Origin of the sequence: Bartonella sp. MR100HLJHH (genome assembly GCF_042194215.1) — a bacterium.
Lineage (GTDB): Bacteria > Pseudomonadota > Alphaproteobacteria > Rhizobiales > Rhizobiaceae > Bartonella > Bartonella grahamii.
In genome coordinates, this window is sequence record NZ_JBHIMR010000001.1 from 1 (window position 1) to 15233 (window position 15233).

Here is a 15233-nt window from a genome sequence, read left to right on the forward strand (position 1 = left end):
CATATTAAAATGAAAAATATCATTCTTGTAATTTTGATTGCAAACCTTTTATCGGCTTGTGTATTAGCACCAAAGCTCAAACAGCCCAATGATAGGAACCGTGTGCCTATTAATAAAACAATCCCTGCCGAAATTAAGCGAGGAGACAGATGAAAACAAAACAAGTAAAACCAGTGAAAGCCGAACAACTTAGCAGTTATTATGAAGAAAGCCGTGGCTTAGAACGTGATCTTATTAATGAATTTATAAGATCGCGCAGAACGGCATGGCGTGTAGCGAGTACTGTTGGTCTTTTTGGCTTATTCGGTATGATATGTGGAGTCGTTGGGTTTTCTCAACCAGCTCCAACTCCCTTAGTATTGCGCGTTGATAACACGACGGGTGCAGTTGATGTTATCTCAGTCATGCGTGAACACAAAGAAAGCTATGGTGAAGTTGTAGATAGATATTGGCTAAACCAATATGTGCTTAACCGCGAAAATTACGACTACGATACGATTCAACTGAACTATGACACAACAGCACTTTTAAGTGCGGCATCTGTTCAACAAGAATATTATAAAATCTATGATGGAGAAAATGCACGGGACAAAGTGCTTTCCAATAAAGCACGTATCACAGTCAAAGTACGATCAATCCAGCTTAATGGACTCGGTCAAGCAACTGTACGTTTTACGACTCAGCAACTTGACAGCAGCGGTGCTACTACCGGACCAAAACAGCACCAGATTGCAACAATTGGTTACACCTATGTCGGTGCACCCATGAAATCATCTGATCGATTGCTTAACCCCCTTGGTTTTCAAATAACAAGTTACCGTTCTGACCCAGAAATACTGTTAAATGATTAAGGAATTGATTGTTATGAAAAAACTTGCGTTCGTTGTTCTATTGTCTTCGTTTTCTTCTCTTTATACGGTACCTGTGCAGGCGCTCAAAAGTCCATCAAATTCACAATATGATCACCGCATTCGCTATATAACATATAACGAAGCCGATGTGGTTCAAATTGAAACAGTTCTTGGTGTGGCAACACATATTATTCTTGAAGAAGGTGAACAGTATATCACTCATGCCTTTGGCGATTCAGAAGCCTATGCCTTTGCTCATAAAGGGCGGCATATTTTTATTAAACCAAAAGCAGAACTTGCCAATACCAATCTCATCGTTGTAACTGACAAACGGAGTTACAAATTCCGACTACAGTTTCGAAATGACCGTGCAGGATCAACATATGAATTAGCTTTCCATTATCCCGATTCAAATGATGAAAAGTCAGAAGAAAACAACCGACGCCTTGCGATTGAACGTGGTTTTCACCAAAGCGTCAAAGGCTATAATCTCAGTTATACTATGAGCGGTCATCAAGATATTGCTCCGATAAATGCTTGGGACAATGGGCGTATTACTTACTTCAAATTTCCCGCTAACATGGATATGCCATCGATTTATGTCGTAGATGCTGAAGGCAATGAAAGCTTAATACCACGCACCGTTATCGGCAGTTCTAATGATATTATCGCCGTTCATAAGGTCAATCCTAAATGGCTCATACGACTTGGTAAACGCGCTCTAGCTGTTTTTAATGAAGCCTATGACCCCAATGGCGTACCAAACACAACAGGGACAGTATCTTCGGTGGTTTATCGTATCAATAAAGGAGGAAAATGATGTTTGACAATAAGGAAGGAGAGGGAAAAGGTACAAAACTGGATAACGTCGAGCAAAAACATATTGAAGGTACTTATGGAGGGTCGGAACTAGGTTCTGAACGTCGTCCGACAATTCCAGGTACCCGTGCATTGTTAGTGGTAGGACTTATTGTCATAGTAACGATACCGATTGCCTTGACTTGGAAAGCTTTTAAAATGCGTAATACCGTGGAAGTTGAGGAAGAAAAACCACAACAAATAGTACAGCAAATTATACCAAACTATGTCCCTCGGATTATAGAAGAGCCGAAGATTGTAGAAGAAGCAGAAAAATCAGCACAAATAGAAGATTCAAACCTGGATATTCCACCGGCTTTGAGTAAGCTTCTTCAAACAGCCATTCCTCCACATATGCTCCAAGATTCTGAAGAATTAGCACGCAAACGTATGCTCAGTTCTAGCCTTAACAGCGGTGGTAGCGAAGGATCTACAGATACAAATAATAAAGCATCGAATAATGATAGAGGTAGTGGCGTATTATTTGATAACCTTCAGCCCGTACGTTTAGGTCAATCACATGCGGTGCAACTTCGTAACCGTGACTTTTTGATTACGCAAGGAACACAAATAGATTGCACGTTAGAAACAAAGATCATTACATCACAACCCGGAATGACGACCTGTCATTTAACACGCGATATTTATTCCACAAGTGGTCGTGTTGTTTTGCTTGACCGTGGTTCTAAAGTCGTTGGTTTTTACCAAAGTGGCATACAACAAGGACAAACGCGTGTGTTTGTGCAATGGTTACGCATCGAAACGCCTTCTGGTGTTGTTGTCAATCTTGACTCACCCGGCACAGGTCCTCTGGGTGAAGCGGGTATTGGTGGCTGGGTTGATAGACACTTTTGGGAGAGATTTGGTGGTGCAATTATGGTAAGCATTATCGGTGATTTAGGAGAATGGGTAAAAGGAAATGTTAGTAAAATCAGCAAAAAAAATAAAGAAAACTCACAAAATAAAGGTGCTCAGGATCCTGAATCTATAGCAATCGATGTTCTTCAAAATTCCATCAATATCACACCAACACTTTACAAAAACCAAGGCGAACGAGTAAATATTTTTGTTGCTCGTGATCTGGATTTCAGCGATGTCTACAGTCTTGTCACACGTTAACCCAATACAGAAAGATCAAGCAGTTTTTCAGCTTCTACAACCGCTTGATTGTTTCTTAGAAGATCCCTCGATCACTGAATTATCGATTTGCCGCCCCTGTGAAGTATGGACGAAAAGCTTTAAGGGTTGGCAAGTACATAGCGTACCAGAGTTAACAACCACTTTTTTGCAAACGCTCATTACAGCTATTATCGTTTATAACGGTATGGCTCCCAAAAGTATTAATTATGTGCTATTGCCTGGTGGACAACGTGGTACAATTATACAAACGCCAGCTGTCGTTGATGGTGCTCTTTCCTTTGTAATTCGTAAACATTCTCTTATAGTTAAGACGTTAGAAGAACTCAAAGAAGAAGGTGCATTTGATGATTTCTCCGACGTAAGTTTTAACAAACCTTCGCAAAAAGAAGCAAATAACTTGTTATCGAAGCAGGACTTCACACGGTTGGAGCCATTTGAAGTTCAACTTTTGCAACATAAACGTGATGGAAAAATTCTTGACTTTTTACAAGAATGCGTCTTTCACAAACGCAACATTATTATTGCAGGTAAGACAGGATCTGGTAAAACAACATTTGCTCGCTCTTTAATTGAAAAGGTCCCTGTAGAGGAGCGTATTATCACAATTGAAGATGTTCATGAGCTTTTTCTACCCAATCATCCCAATCATGTACATATGATTTATGGTAATAATGTAGGCCGTGTTTCAGCTGAAGAATGCCTAGATGCGTGTATGCGTCAGTCGCCCGACCGAATTTTTCTCGCTGAATTGCGAGGTAATGAAGCATGGGAATATCTCAATTCACTCAACACTGGTCATCCCGGATCGATTACAACAACGCATGCCAACAGCGCTTTGCAGACATTTGAACGATGTGCCACCTTGATTAAAAGATCAGAAGTTGGCCGGCAACTCGAGTTAGAAATGATAAAAATCGTTCTCTATACAACAGTTGACGTAGTGTTGTTCTTTAGAGATAGAAAACTCTCTGAAGTCTTTTACGACCCGATTTTTGCTAAATCAAAAATTGCTTAAGGGGAGCTTCCTCTCTCGGTAATATGATGCAAACAAAAAATAGCCGTAACTAATTGTTACGGCTATTTTTTAACTTTCCCTATTTTCTTTGCTTCTCCAATGCATTTTCTACACTCTTCATGAATAAAAGAAGAAAAAAGTTAATAGACAACAACTTTATGAGAAAACCAAATTATACATAAGGCTCTCTCTATTTTCTTACCTTTGATCATTTTTTCCATTTATCTTTTGAAACGATATGTTTGATGCAAAAAGAAATAGCTATAAAATAAATATTTCAACAAAAGAAAAGAATAAATTTTGATTCACCTATCAATGAAAGCTTCGTAAAATGGGTACTTTCGATCATCACAAATAATTATCGTCATCAAGACCAAAACTTATCGTTTAAAATTCTAAGTGCTATTTTCAAGTGATTAATAAATATGTTTTTTAACCAAACAATCTCCAGATACGGAAAACCTCATACGAAATAAACTATCATTTCGATTTAGCATCTATAAACCACATTCTATTTGGTAATAAAAAGTATAGTGGCATATCAACGTCTTCTTCGGACGAAGAAAGATTCTTAACCTCCGACTGTTCGTAAACAACCAAATTTCTCTTAAGCAAGCTTTGCTAACCATATCACGTGTCTTATGTCCCCATCCTAAAGACGATATCCATAGATTACACAAGGTAAGCTCTACTCTGAATATTCCTGCTCTCTTCTCTGCGCCTCAAAAAACGAAAATTCCTAAAAGCACAGATCTAAAATCCCACTTCTTAAGATGCATCACATTGATTTATAAAGAGTGTTCATTATTTTGCATGTTGGATAAAAGATCTTAGTACCGTAGGATTCTCTCATTTCATGTCTCTTGCACATTACAAGCGAATAAAGCCGTGTAGAATGAAACTGTATAAAAAAGCACTAAAAATGCCTCTTATAAACCGTCCCAAATGCCAAAAACTGTCGCAACATTGGGAGTTGGAAAAGTGTCTAATGGCACCCAGCTTGCTCTTTTATGAAGTGTAAAGATGGAGATGCTCTATAAATTTTATATTATTCATCGGGACTTTACCATTATACCATACCATTATACCATCCACGAGCACTGTCGCGAAATGAGCTTGGGAACCTTAAAGAAAGGTTTCTTTAAAACAAGCGCGTAAATTGACAAGCCAAGTGTATTTGGTTTGGGGCGTTCTGTTTTGCATAAGGGTTGTGATCTTATTTGCGATCTTATTAAAGAACGAAAGAAACAAAAGCGTAAAGCAATGCGTAATCTCTATTATTTAAAAGACATTACTCTAGGCGCTTTTGAAAGTCATAAAACTGAACTAAAAAATGACTGAAAAAAGGAAACTGGTTTGCACCTTTACAGCTTCATATTCCCCCCAAATTAGGAGACTGTGTAGCGGTTTCAGAGATTACGCCAACAGAGAGATAAGTAATACTCTCAACTCCCATCTGATAGGTAAAAGCTACAACAGCAAAAGCTCTTTTAGAAAAACAACGCCATAAAGTCATTAATAAACCGGCAATGAATTGGAAAAATATTCCAGATTTTTATCAAACACTCTGCAAAGCAACAATAATGATACAACTGGCTTTGCGTCTGCTTATTCTTACAGGTACTCGTACCCATCTCTTGCATCAATTCGTGAAGATCAGATTGAAGAGGATATATGGACAATTCTTGGCTCGAGAATATGAAAGGTCTGCGTGATACTACAGGAGATTTCGCGTGCCCTTATGATCAGACGCATTAAAAATTTTAAAACAAGCACGCTTGTTTTTTCGCAATGATTTCTTTTTTCTGTAACCGGTCGTGCTCCTTATTAAAATGAATTTTCTATCACAATATATAAGAGAGATTAGGTTAAAAACCTGTCCACGTAGATTTCGCTCTAGTTTACGTAATTGGCTAACAGACTCCACCTATCATACCTTAAAGGACGAAGCCTCTTAACACGCAACTAACCTGCAAACAATCCACCCCTCGCCTAGCAGATTTCACCTTCTAACTACTTTAATTACCACATACTAAACACGATAGTGTTTTATGGCACAACAGAATAAATACCAAAACAATGACTGATTATACCGTTAATTCTTGGAAACCTCTCTTTCATGTTAAGAAATATCTTTTATGCTGAAAAATAAAAAACACTTTTACTGCTTAAACAACTTTCTTAAGCATACATACAAGAAAAAATGAAATATAAATAAAACCTAAACCTAGAAATGTCTATTTTTATAGATAAAAACATATAAAATCAAAACCTACGAAACTCATCAAAATACAACATGTTTTCTTTGATGATTGAATTCATTCAACTCAAACAAACCTATAAAGATTCCTTATTCCACATTAGCAACACGTGTTCTTAAAATTCTTACTACCGTTTTCTAAATTTTTAGAAAAACCTATAAATTTGCTATTTTTTCAAACGTCTTATCTGCTCTTTAATGAATTTAAATCTATGACGTTACAATAGTTTTAAATTACTTCCCCCTTAACTGTATGATCTATCTCTACAATAGATAGGGATTTTACGTTCTCGATTTTTTGAAAACTATAAATTTTGTTTTTTAATGCTATTAACAATCCAATCTTTAAAATAAAAAATATGACCTTTAAATATATATAATGATATTATCAAAAATTCCTAATCCCTGAATATTAGCAATGTTTTCAATATTATAATAAACGTATCGTAAAATGACGAACTGTTATAATGATCACTCCTTTGTATTTCATATGAATAATTTACATGCGTTATAATATCTGTATCAGCATTTATTTTTTGTGCTATGTTTATACAGAGTTATCTTTTTTATAAAAAATGATTAATTGAATCTGTATTAAAGTGCAAATTCTGATACGAATTTAATAAAAATAAAAACACATGGCATATTGATTTTATTGTTTTTACACAGAACACTATTTAAAATATAGTTTACCCGAAAGACTAATGACTTTTTAAAGGCAATAATAACCGTGGTAACCGCCTCATAAAAGCCAATAAATTTTTAGAGATCAAACCTCAATAGGCGCAAAAAACACGTACAATTTTCTGTTTTTCTTTTTACTGTTCATTAATCTGTCAATTTTCAAAGTAATATTCAACTATGAGTTTTCTACTCAGCCATTGCAAGGATTGCTTCTACAAGGATTGCTTAATTTTTAGGGATTACTTCGCTTTTAGAATGATTATAGCTACTACGTCTTCATAAGCAGCCGACCCTCTTTTGGAGATTTAATTGCTAAAAGGAGATACAATTTTCTACCTTGCTCTTTATTTTCATCAATCAGTAAATTTTCAAATGCGGCGTTCAACCATGAGTTTTTTAATTTCAGCAATCGCTTTCGCTGGATTTAATCCCTTTGGACAAGTTTGCGCACAATTCATAATCGTATGGCAACGATAAAGGCGGAAAGGATCTTCTAAATTATCAAGACGTTCACCACACATCTCATCACGTGAATCCGCAATCCAGCGATAAGCTTGAAGCAAAACAGCGGGGCCCAAATAACGATCACCGTTCCACCAATAACTTGGACATGAAGTCTGACAACACGCACACAAAATACACTCATAAAGGCCATCGATTTTTTGGCGATCGGAGTGACTTTGTAACCATTCTTTCGCAGGTTCAGGAGAAACTGTTTGCAACCAAGGCTCAATGACTCGATGTTGCGCATAAAAGCGCTTCAAGTCAGGAACCAAATCTTTAACAACCGGCATGGAAGGCAAAGGATAGACTTTAATGGGGTGTTTTACATCATCCATCCCTTTGGTACAAGCCAATGTATTGATTCCATCAATATTCATCGCACATGAACCACAGATGCCTTCACGGCAAGATCGACGAAGTGTCAAAGTTGGATCAATATGGTTTTTAATAAACAAAAGCCCATCAAGAATCATTGGACCACAAGCAGAACGATCTACGTAATAAGTATCCAGACGAGGATTATTCTCATCATCTGGTGACCAACGGTAAACATGAAATTCTGTCAGCTCTGTCGCACCTTCAGGTTTAGGCCAAACCTTCCCCGGTTTGACTTGAGAGTTTTTGGGAAGCTTAATTTGTACCATAATTCGTGTCTCCCCTTAATAAACCCGTTTTTTAGGTGCAATGCGCTTTAAATCGATCCCACCATCAGCTTCAGATGTTAACGGGTCCACATGGACAGGTCGATATGATAACGTCACCTTACCCTCTTTTGACAAATGTGAAAGCGTATGTTTACGCCAGTTTTTATCATCACGCTCTGGATAATCTTCACGAGCATGAGCGCCACGGCTTTCTAAACGAGCTTGTGCAGAATGAACAGTCACAATTGCATTCGCCATGAGATTTTCAAGCTCTAATGTTTCAACCAAATCAGAATTCCATATCAGAGAACGATCTGTAACTTTGAGGTCAGACAATTCCCCCCAGATTTTATTCATCCGTTGACATCCTTGTTGCAAAGAATCTTCTGTACGGAATACTGCCGCATCTTCTTGCATTGTGCGTTGCATTTTTTCACGCAATAGAGCTGTTGGTATCGCCCCTTGTGCAAAACGTAAACGATCAAAACGCGCTATAATTTCGTCAACAGCTTCTTCATTGATGGGTGGAATTTCTGCATTCCGATCAATAACTTCGCCCGCGCGAATGGCAGCAGCACGACCAAACACCACAAGATCAATTAATGAATTTGACCCCAAGCGATTAGCCCCATGAACAGAAGCACATCCTGCTTCTCCTACCGCCATCAGCCCTGGTTGAATACGATCAGGCGAATCAGCCGTCGGATTGAGAACTTCCCCATAGTAATTGGTAGGAATCCCACCCATATTATAATGAACCGTTGGCAAGATGGGGATAGGCTCTTTTGTTACATCCACACCTGCAAAAATCCGTGCTGATTCCGAAATTCCCGGTAAACGTTCGTGCAAGATTGCAGGATCAATATGATTGAGAACCAAATGAATATGGTCCTTCTTAGGTCCAACGCCACGTCCTTCACGAATTTCAAGTGTGATACAACGCGAAACCAAGTCACGTGAAGCTAAATCCTTAAAGGAAGGTGCATAGCGCTCCATAAAGCGTTCACCTTCAGAATTGATTAAATAGCCTCCTTCACCACGAGCTCCTTCTGTAATTAAGCAGCCAGAACCGTAAATCCCTGTCGGATGGAATTGCACAAATTCCATATCCTGAAGTGGCAATCCAGCGCGTGCGACCATTCCACCACCATCACCCGTACAGGTATGCGCCGATGTCGCAGAAAAATAAGCCCGTCCATAACCACCGGTTGCAAGCACAACCATTTTGGCAGAAAAACGATGTATTGTACCATCATCGAGATCCCATGCCACAACCCCCGTACAAACCCCATCCGTCATGATAAGATCGAGTGCAAAATATTCAATAAAAAATTGCGCATTATGCTTTAAGCTTTGTCCATAAAGCGTATGCAAAATGGCATGGCCTGTACGGTCAGCTGCTGCACAAGTACGCTGAACAGGTGGACCTTCACCAAATTGTGTCGTATGTCCACCAAAAGGACGTTGATAAATTTTGCCTTCTTGCGTCCGCGAAAAAGGAACGCCATAATGTTCTAATTCGTAGACAGCAGCAGGTGCATTACGCACCAAATACTCCATTGCATCGGTATCACCCAACCAATCAGAACCTTTCACGGTATCATATAAATGCCACTGCCAATTGTCAGGTCCCATATTTGAAAGCGATGCAGCAATCCCCCCTTGTGCTGCAACCGTGTGTGAGCGAGTTGGAAAAACCTTCGTAATACAAGCTGTCTTTAATCCTTGTTCCGCCATACCAAGTGTTGCACGTAATCCTGCACCACCTGCCCCAACAACAACAACATCAAATTTATGATCTACAGTGCGATAAGGGGCGTTACCTGCTCTAGCGCCCAGAGATGATCCTGTACCCGCCATACTTGTTTAACCCCCTAATGCAATTTTCAAAAGAGAAAAAATAATGACACCACCTATAAGAAAACAAAATGAAATATTTAACGTCAAAAAGAATATTCGGAAACCTTCACGTGGAATATAATCTTCAATCACCACTTGCATACCAAGTTTCATATGATAAAGGACTGAAAAAGTCATCAATCCCATCAAAATAGCCACAACGGGATGTGCAAGCCGTGCACGCACAATACTATAATCCTTGCCTACAAGCGAAAGAATAAGAACAATAAAAAATATCAAAAGCGGCAGATTGACAAGCCCAGTCAAACGCTGTAGCCAAAAATGCTCTGTTCCTTCATGAGCACTCCCATGCCCCCGTACTTTTCCAAGTTCCGTTCGAAAATCTTTTTTCATATCTCTTTTCACCCCCAGCTAAACAACGCTATATCCAATAATCCAAATTACAAAAGTAACAATAAGAGAGATAAACACTGTCGCCCAAGCAGTAACTGTTGCCTTTTCTTTTGCCAAAAGGCAAGGCATCATATCCCAAACAATGTGGCGAATACCACCAACCATGTGATGAACCCCTGCCAAAGTATAAAGAAACAAGATACACAATCCAAACCAAGAACTATAAATCTCGTGAACCGTTCTGAATGTCTCCTCCCCACAAGCAATAGCAATTAACCAAACAGCAAGAAAGACCATTCCAACATAAAGTGCCATACCCGTAACGCGATGCGCAATGGACATAGCCATAGTAATTGTCCAACGATAAATACTTATATGAGGGGAACGAGGGCGCTCTTTTATCCTAGTTGTTTCTGTCATAAAATATCCTGACCTGGTTTTTACTGCAACCGCAATGAACGAGAAAGTCCGCATAAAACGACTAAATATATTATCTCGTTTTTACTTGTTTGGCATCTCAAGATACCAATATTACAGGTCGGTTGTCTCAAATAACGGATTAAAGGTCACGCATAAAAAAACCGATTACTCCACGGATATAATCCGCAAAACTCGCCTTAATCTAATACAATTTTATCTTCACGTCAAAGGTCTAACATCTTTTCTCAAATATAAATAGGCATTTTTTCAGATTAAACTTATCTTTTTGAGTATCCACGATATATGCAATGATATCTAAATTCACCCGTTATTAAGAATAAAAAGAGGCAAAAATTGATAGATTAAACATTTTTATGTCCCCTCCAAGCCTTTTAAAAGACAAAACGAATCACAAAAGACACAAAAAGCGGCTTTTATGCCGCTTTTGCATAAAGTTTAGCCGATATAATCTTTACTCAGCAACTTGCTTTTCAACATCTGTGCTTACAGCTGCTGCTTCTACTTTCTCAACAACCTTTTCAGCTTTTTTCCGATAATCTCTCTTTTCAGCGATACGCGCAGCTTTACCTCTCAAACCACGAAGATAATAGAGTTTTGCACGGCGCACTTTACCACGGCGCACCAGCTCAACACCTTCAATCAACGGAGAATAAACAGGAAACACCCGTTCCACCCCTTCACCATAAGAAATCTTGCGTACTGTAAAGGTCTCATTCAACCCACCGCCTGAACGCGCAATACAAACACCTTCGTAAGCCTGAACACGCGTCCGCGTACCTTCCGTCACACGCACCATGACACGGACTGTATCTCCTGGCTGAAAGGCTGGAAATTGGCGCTTTTCTTCAATTTTTGCACATTGTTCAGCTTCAAGTTGTGCGATAATATTCATTTCTTTTATCCTTCATGTTCTTTATCGAACAGTCAGAGCGCTCAACTCTTACCAAAAAAGCCTTTATTAAGAATAAGGAGCTCTTTAGGCTATGCCTTACACAGGAGCGAATACACCATTCCTTCATTTAATTTTGGAACTACAGAAAACCTTTTATAAAAAAACTCTCTAAAAAGAGAGCCATGCAATACACCACCTTATCATATGAATCAAGTTTTCTGATGATTTTTATCATAACGCGCATAAAGATCAGGACGACGTTGACGTGTTAACAATTCGGCTTGACTTTGACGCCAATCTGCGATCGCTTTGTGATGACCTGAGAGCAACACAGGCGGAATACCCCGCCCTTCGAAAAGGGAAGGACGTGTATATTGCGGATGTTCCAGCAAGCCATTTTCAAAACTTTCACTCTTCGCAGAAGCTGCATTCCCCATCACTCCAGGCAAAAGACGTATAATAGCATCTAAGATAACCAATGCAGCTGTTTCACCCCCTGAAAGAATATAATCACCTATAGAGACTTCTTCTAATTCTCGTGCTTCTATGACTCGCTCATCAACCCCTTCAAAACGTCCACAAACTAACGTTACACCCGTATCACGAGCCAAGCTATGCGCATAAGCTTGGTCAAAAGGGCGCCCACGTGGACTCATCAACAATCTTGGCGAATCCTGTGGACAAAAATCAAGAGCAGCCGCCAATACATCCGCCCGCATTACCATACCAGCCCCCCCACCAGCAGGTGTATCATCAACGCTATGGTGTTTGTCCAAAGCAAAATCCCTAATCTGTACCGTCTCCAGTGACCAAATTCCGCGCTCCAAAGCTTGCCCTGCTAAAGAATACCCTAAAAAACCAGGAAACATTTCAGGATAAAGGGTTAAAACGCGCGCCTGAAACTTCATTTTATTTCTCATCCTTATTTTCTTAAACAGACTCTATAATAGCAAAAATAGCACAAACAAGACTTTTAACGCTATAGCGTTAATATAAATCTCCTTGATCTGCGTCATATTCAATACGATCCTTCTAAATACTTGCACTAAAAAAAGACTCTAAAAATTCAGGACTATCTCAAGATAAAGTGTTTACAATATCTACTCAAAAGTACATTTTTAATATTTCCACACTCTCCACTTTTTATTGACGAAATTCATCAGTTATTTTTCCCTTCATCTTTATTTTTAGATTCAAGCTATTTCCTTTTTATCATTGTCTCCCCCATCACTTAAACCAGCTGCCATGGGATCAACAACAAGAAAACCAGAATCCATACAAATTTCTGGTACCGCCACCTTACTAAAGGGAATAAGAACTCTTTTACCCGTATTCAAACGTATTTCAAGCAAATCACCAGCCCCGAAATTAAAGAAACCACACACTTCACCCACGACTTTTCCCCCAAAATCTTGAACACGCAAGCCTATTAAATCAACTTGATAAAACTCATCCTCATCCAGATCATCAATTAATTGATCACGCATCACATAAAGGCGAATACCTTTTAAAGACTCAGCAACATTACGATTTTCTACCCCTCTAAAACGTACAATCGCCTTATTTTTTTGTATACGAAGAGTTACAATTTCATAAGAACGCCCCATATCATCATAAAGAGTGCTGTAGAACTTGAAACGCTGTGGCTCAGCACTTAGAATTTTAACAAAAACATCTCCTTTTATACCATGAGGCATACCAATAATGGCAAGATAGACTTTATTTTTAAGCTTTTCTTTATTATACTTCATGCGAAAATATTATCTCTCAAAAATGAACCCTTCAATCTTATAGTTTTCTATTCAATCTTGTTGCCATATGAGACAATCTTCTAAAAGAACTTTCTTGGTAACAAAAAACAAATTAATAAAGGAGAAAGTCTTATGGCAAATATTATGCTATTTTACAAAGATATCACACCAATCAACAAAGTTTCCCATAAAAATCTAAAATTTGCTCCTCCAAGTGATATGTCTTTTGCCAAGGATACTCACTGGGTTCCTTTAGCAAGTACTGAATATTTTCAAGCAGCACTAGACTATCCCATTTTATTTATGTGCGCCGAAGATGAACAAAAAAAACGGCACTACACATCCGCGGCTCTTGTAGGTCTTTCTAATGACGAAAATGACTATATCGCTTCTGATAAAAGTTGGAAAACCAATACTTATGTCCCTGCTTTTGTCCGTCGCTATCCTTTTGTTCTAGCACAAATTAGCAATGAAAAAGAACTTTCTGTTTGCTTTGATCAACAGTCAGGTATGTTTAATGAAGTTGCAGGAACAGAACTTTTTAATTCCGACGGCTCTATTTCTCCTTTTATGGAAGAACGTATTCGTTTTCTTGAAAGTTTTAAAATCGCTATGGAGAAAACCTCTGAGTTTATTGATGCTCTTGTGGAAATGGATCTTCTAAGCCAGAAATCTATCAATGTGAAAAACGATAAAGGACTCTCAGCGCAATTGGAACATTTTTGGGTTGTTGATGAAGAAAAATTGAATAAATTATCAGCAAGCCAACTTGCCAAACTTCATAAAAATGGCTTTTTAGGATTAATTTTTGCGCATTTGATGTCAACACACAATCTCTTAAAAATACTCTCTCTCAAAGGTGAAAAGCAACTTATCAATCGTGAAGAGCAACCCCAAAACAAGAATGGTCATTCTAACGATGAAAAATCTAAAAAGAAAGAAACTCTCAACTAGATAATGCCTATCAAAAACGACAAGAGAAAAGATGAAAATATTCCTCTCATTCCAGCAGACCATGCAATTTTAAACGCAAGGAAAAATTGGTTAGAGTGTCTCGTCCAAACACGTCGTATGTCGGCACAAACAGTGCAAGCCTATGAACGTGATACGCGGCAATTTTTGTCTTTTCTCTGTCAACACTTAAGCCATACACCAACCCTTACAGATCTTGCTCTTTTACGCATCAGTGACTTGCGTGCTTATCTTGCTTATCGGCGTACAAACAATGTAAGTGCTCGCTCTTTAAGCCGCGGAGTGGCAGGCATACGTTCTTTTTTCAAGTACCTATCACGTGAAGGAATCGTCAATGTTCCCGCGGCTCAACTTATCCGAAGCCCCAAACACCCAAAATCACTCCCAAAACCTTTAGCGATCAAATCAGCACTTCACATAGTCAAACAAGAAAACCAGCTAGAAAATGAACCTTGGATTAACGCTCGTAATGCGGCTGTCCTCATGCTTCTCTATGGCTGTGGAATGCGAATATCAGAAGCCTTAAGCCTCACACCAGAACAATTTTCTGATCCTGAAAAAACAAGTTTATTTATAACAGGAAAAGGCGGCAAAACACGCCTTGTTCCTCTCATCAAAATTGTTTACGAAGCTGTACAAAATTATCTCAAATGTTGCCCATATCCTTTAGTGGATAACCAACCCATATTTCGCGGGGCACGAGGCGGCCCCCTACAGCCCGCCATTATTCAGAAAACTGTACGCAACTTACGAGCAAGCCTTGGTTTACCAGAAACTGCAACGCCTCACACACTGCGCCATTCTTTTGCCACCCATCTTTTATCACGGGGAGGAGATTTACGCACGATTCAAGAACTTCTTGGGCACGCTAGTCTTTCCACCACACAAATCTATACCCATGTCGATACAGACCATTTGTTAGAAATTTATCAAAAGGCCCATCCCCGTTCCTAAAAAACGTCTCATCA

The 15233-nt window shown here is 38.8% G+C and carries 14 protein-coding genes and 1 pseudogene; 8 read left to right on the forward strand and 7 right to left on the reverse strand.

Going from position 1 to position 15233, the window contains the following annotated elements; genetic code table 11:
* Window positions 1-9: 9 nt before the first annotated feature.
* The 6 genes and pseudogenes from ACFIJ7_RS00005 to ACFIJ7_RS00030 all read left to right on the forward strand — a co-directional run.
* On the forward strand, window positions 10-153 hold the full coding sequence (locus ACFIJ7_RS00005) for a TrwH protein (RefSeq protein ID WP_375635289.1): 144 nt from the start codon (window positions 10-12) through the stop codon (window positions 151-153).
* The gene (locus ACFIJ7_RS00010; protein ID WP_375644313.1) at window positions 150-851 is read left to right on the forward strand and encodes a virB8 family protein; all 702 of its coding nucleotides are present in this window, start codon (window positions 150-152) and stop codon (window positions 849-851) included. The genes ACFIJ7_RS00005 and ACFIJ7_RS00010 overlap by 4 nt, the downstream gene beginning before the upstream one ends.
* Before the next feature lie 13 nt (window positions 852-864).
* Entirely contained in the window at window positions 865-1671 is an 807-nt protein-coding gene (gene virB9, locus ACFIJ7_RS00015; RefSeq protein WP_375635291.1) for a P-type conjugative transfer protein VirB9, read from the forward strand.
* On the forward strand, window positions 1671-2828 hold the full coding sequence (gene virB10, locus ACFIJ7_RS00020; protein WP_375644411.1) for a type IV secretion system protein VirB10: 1158 nt from the start codon (window positions 1671-1673) through the stop codon (window positions 2826-2828). Before virB9 ends, virB10 begins: the two co-directional genes overlap by 1 nt.
* Window positions 2803-3864: a P-type DNA transfer ATPase VirB11 gene (gene virB11 / locus ACFIJ7_RS00025; protein ID WP_375635292.1), complete on the forward strand. Its 1062-nt coding sequence runs from the start codon at window positions 2803-2805 to the stop codon at window positions 3862-3864. Before virB10 ends, virB11 begins: the two co-directional genes overlap by 26 nt.
* Window positions 3865-4941: 1077 nt before the next feature.
* Window positions 4942-5822 (forward strand): annotated as a pseudogene (locus ACFIJ7_RS00030) (integrase); the annotation flags it as partial.
* 1354 nt (window positions 5823-7176) lie between these two features.
* On the opposite strand, the gene ACFIJ7_RS00035 reads toward ACFIJ7_RS00030, so the two are convergent.
* The 7 genes from ACFIJ7_RS00035 to rimM all read right to left on the reverse strand — a co-directional run bounded on the left by ACFIJ7_RS00035 (window position 7177) and on the right by rimM (window position 13293).
* Window positions 7177-7956 carry a succinate dehydrogenase iron-sulfur subunit gene (locus ACFIJ7_RS00035; protein WP_375644314.1) on the reverse strand — a complete coding sequence of 260 codons (780 nt, stop codon included), beginning with the start codon at window positions 7954-7956 and terminating at the stop codon, window positions 7177-7179.
* 15 nt (window positions 7957-7971) lie between these two features.
* Entirely contained in the window at window positions 7972-9816 is a 1845-nt protein-coding gene (sdhA, locus tag ACFIJ7_RS00040) for a succinate dehydrogenase flavoprotein subunit (protein WP_375635294.1), read from the reverse strand.
* A gap of 6 nt (window positions 9817-9822) precedes the next feature.
* Complete coding sequence (gene sdhD, locus ACFIJ7_RS00045) at window positions 9823-10209, reverse strand: succinate dehydrogenase, hydrophobic membrane anchor protein (protein ID WP_375624899.1); 387 nt, start codon at window positions 10207-10209, stop codon at window positions 9823-9825.
* An 18-nt stretch (window positions 10210-10227) separates the two neighbouring features.
* The gene (gene sdhC / locus ACFIJ7_RS00050; RefSeq protein WP_015857037.1) at window positions 10228-10629 is read right to left on the reverse strand and encodes a succinate dehydrogenase, cytochrome b556 subunit; all 402 of its coding nucleotides are present in this window, start codon (window positions 10627-10629) and stop codon (window positions 10228-10230) included.
* A gap of 472 nt (window positions 10630-11101) precedes the next feature.
* Complete coding sequence (gene rplS, locus ACFIJ7_RS00055; protein WP_375635295.1) at window positions 11102-11542, reverse strand: 50S ribosomal protein L19; 441 nt, start codon at window positions 11540-11542, stop codon at window positions 11102-11104.
* A 209-nt stretch (window positions 11543-11751) separates the two neighbouring features.
* Window positions 11752-12450, reverse strand: a complete 699-nt coding sequence (gene trmD / locus ACFIJ7_RS00060) for a tRNA (guanosine(37)-N1)-methyltransferase TrmD (protein WP_015857039.1) — start codon at window positions 12448-12450, stop codon at window positions 11752-11754.
* 285 nt (window positions 12451-12735) lie between these two features.
* On the reverse strand, window positions 12736-13293 hold the full coding sequence (gene rimM / locus ACFIJ7_RS00065; RefSeq protein WP_375644315.1) for a ribosome maturation factor RimM: 558 nt from the start codon (window positions 13291-13293) through the stop codon (window positions 12736-12738).
* A 132-nt stretch (window positions 13294-13425) separates the two neighbouring features.
* Here rimM and ACFIJ7_RS00070 point away from each other — a divergent pair, with 132 nt between their 5' ends.
* On the forward strand, window positions 13426-14247 hold the full coding sequence (locus ACFIJ7_RS00070; protein ID WP_015857041.1) for a SapC family protein: 822 nt from the start codon (window positions 13426-13428) through the stop codon (window positions 14245-14247).
* Between the two features lie 3 nt (window positions 14248-14250).
* Window positions 14251-15219, forward strand: a complete 969-nt coding sequence (locus tag ACFIJ7_RS00075) for a tyrosine recombinase XerC (RefSeq protein WP_375635297.1) — start codon at window positions 14251-14253, stop codon at window positions 15217-15219.
* Window positions 15220-15233: the final 14 nt, after the last annotated feature.

Coding starts and splice junctions, on each gene's coding strand:
- trmD (WP_015857039.1), bottom strand. CDS start 12,450: ATGAAGTTTCAGGCGCGCGTTTTAACCCTTTATCCTGAAATGTTTCCT.
- ACFIJ7_RS00010 (WP_375644313.1), top strand. CDS start 150: ATGAAAACAAAACAAGTAAAACCAGTGAAAGCCGAACAACTTAGCAGT.
- ACFIJ7_RS00035 (WP_375644314.1), bottom strand. CDS start 7,956: ATGGTACAAATTAAGCTTCCCAAAAACTCTCAAGTCAAACCGGGGAAG.
- ACFIJ7_RS00005 (WP_375635289.1), top strand. CDS start 10: ATGAAAAATATCATTCTTGTAATTTTGATTGCAAACCTTTTATCGGCT.
- sdhC (WP_015857037.1), bottom strand. CDS start 10,629: ATGACAGAAACAACTAGGATAAAAGAGCGCCCTCGTTCCCCTCATATA.
- ACFIJ7_RS00070 (WP_015857041.1), top strand. CDS start 13,426: ATGGCAAATATTATGCTATTTTACAAAGATATCACACCAATCAACAAA.
- virB9 (WP_375635291.1), top strand. CDS start 865: ATGAAAAAACTTGCGTTCGTTGTTCTATTGTCTTCGTTTTCTTCTCTT.
- virB11 (WP_375635292.1), top strand. CDS start 2,803: ATGTCTACAGTCTTGTCACACGTTAACCCAATACAGAAAGATCAAGCA.
- sdhD (WP_375624899.1), bottom strand. CDS start 10,209: ATGAAAAAAGATTTTCGAACGGAACTTGGAAAAGTACGGGGGCATGGG.
- sdhA (WP_375635294.1), bottom strand. CDS start 9,816: ATGGCGGGTACAGGATCATCTCTGGGCGCTAGAGCAGGTAACGCCCCT.
- ACFIJ7_RS00075 (WP_375635297.1), top strand. CDS start 14,251: ATGCCTATCAAAAACGACAAGAGAAAAGATGAAAATATTCCTCTCATT.
- virB10 (WP_375644411.1), top strand. CDS start 1,671: ATGTTTGACAATAAGGAAGGAGAGGGAAAAGGTACAAAACTGGATAAC.
- rimM (WP_375644315.1), bottom strand. CDS start 13,293: ATGAAGTATAATAAAGAAAAGCTTAAAAATAAAGTCTATCTTGCCATT.
- rplS (WP_375635295.1), bottom strand. CDS start 11,542: ATGAATATTATCGCACAACTTGAAGCTGAACAATGTGCAAAAATTGAA.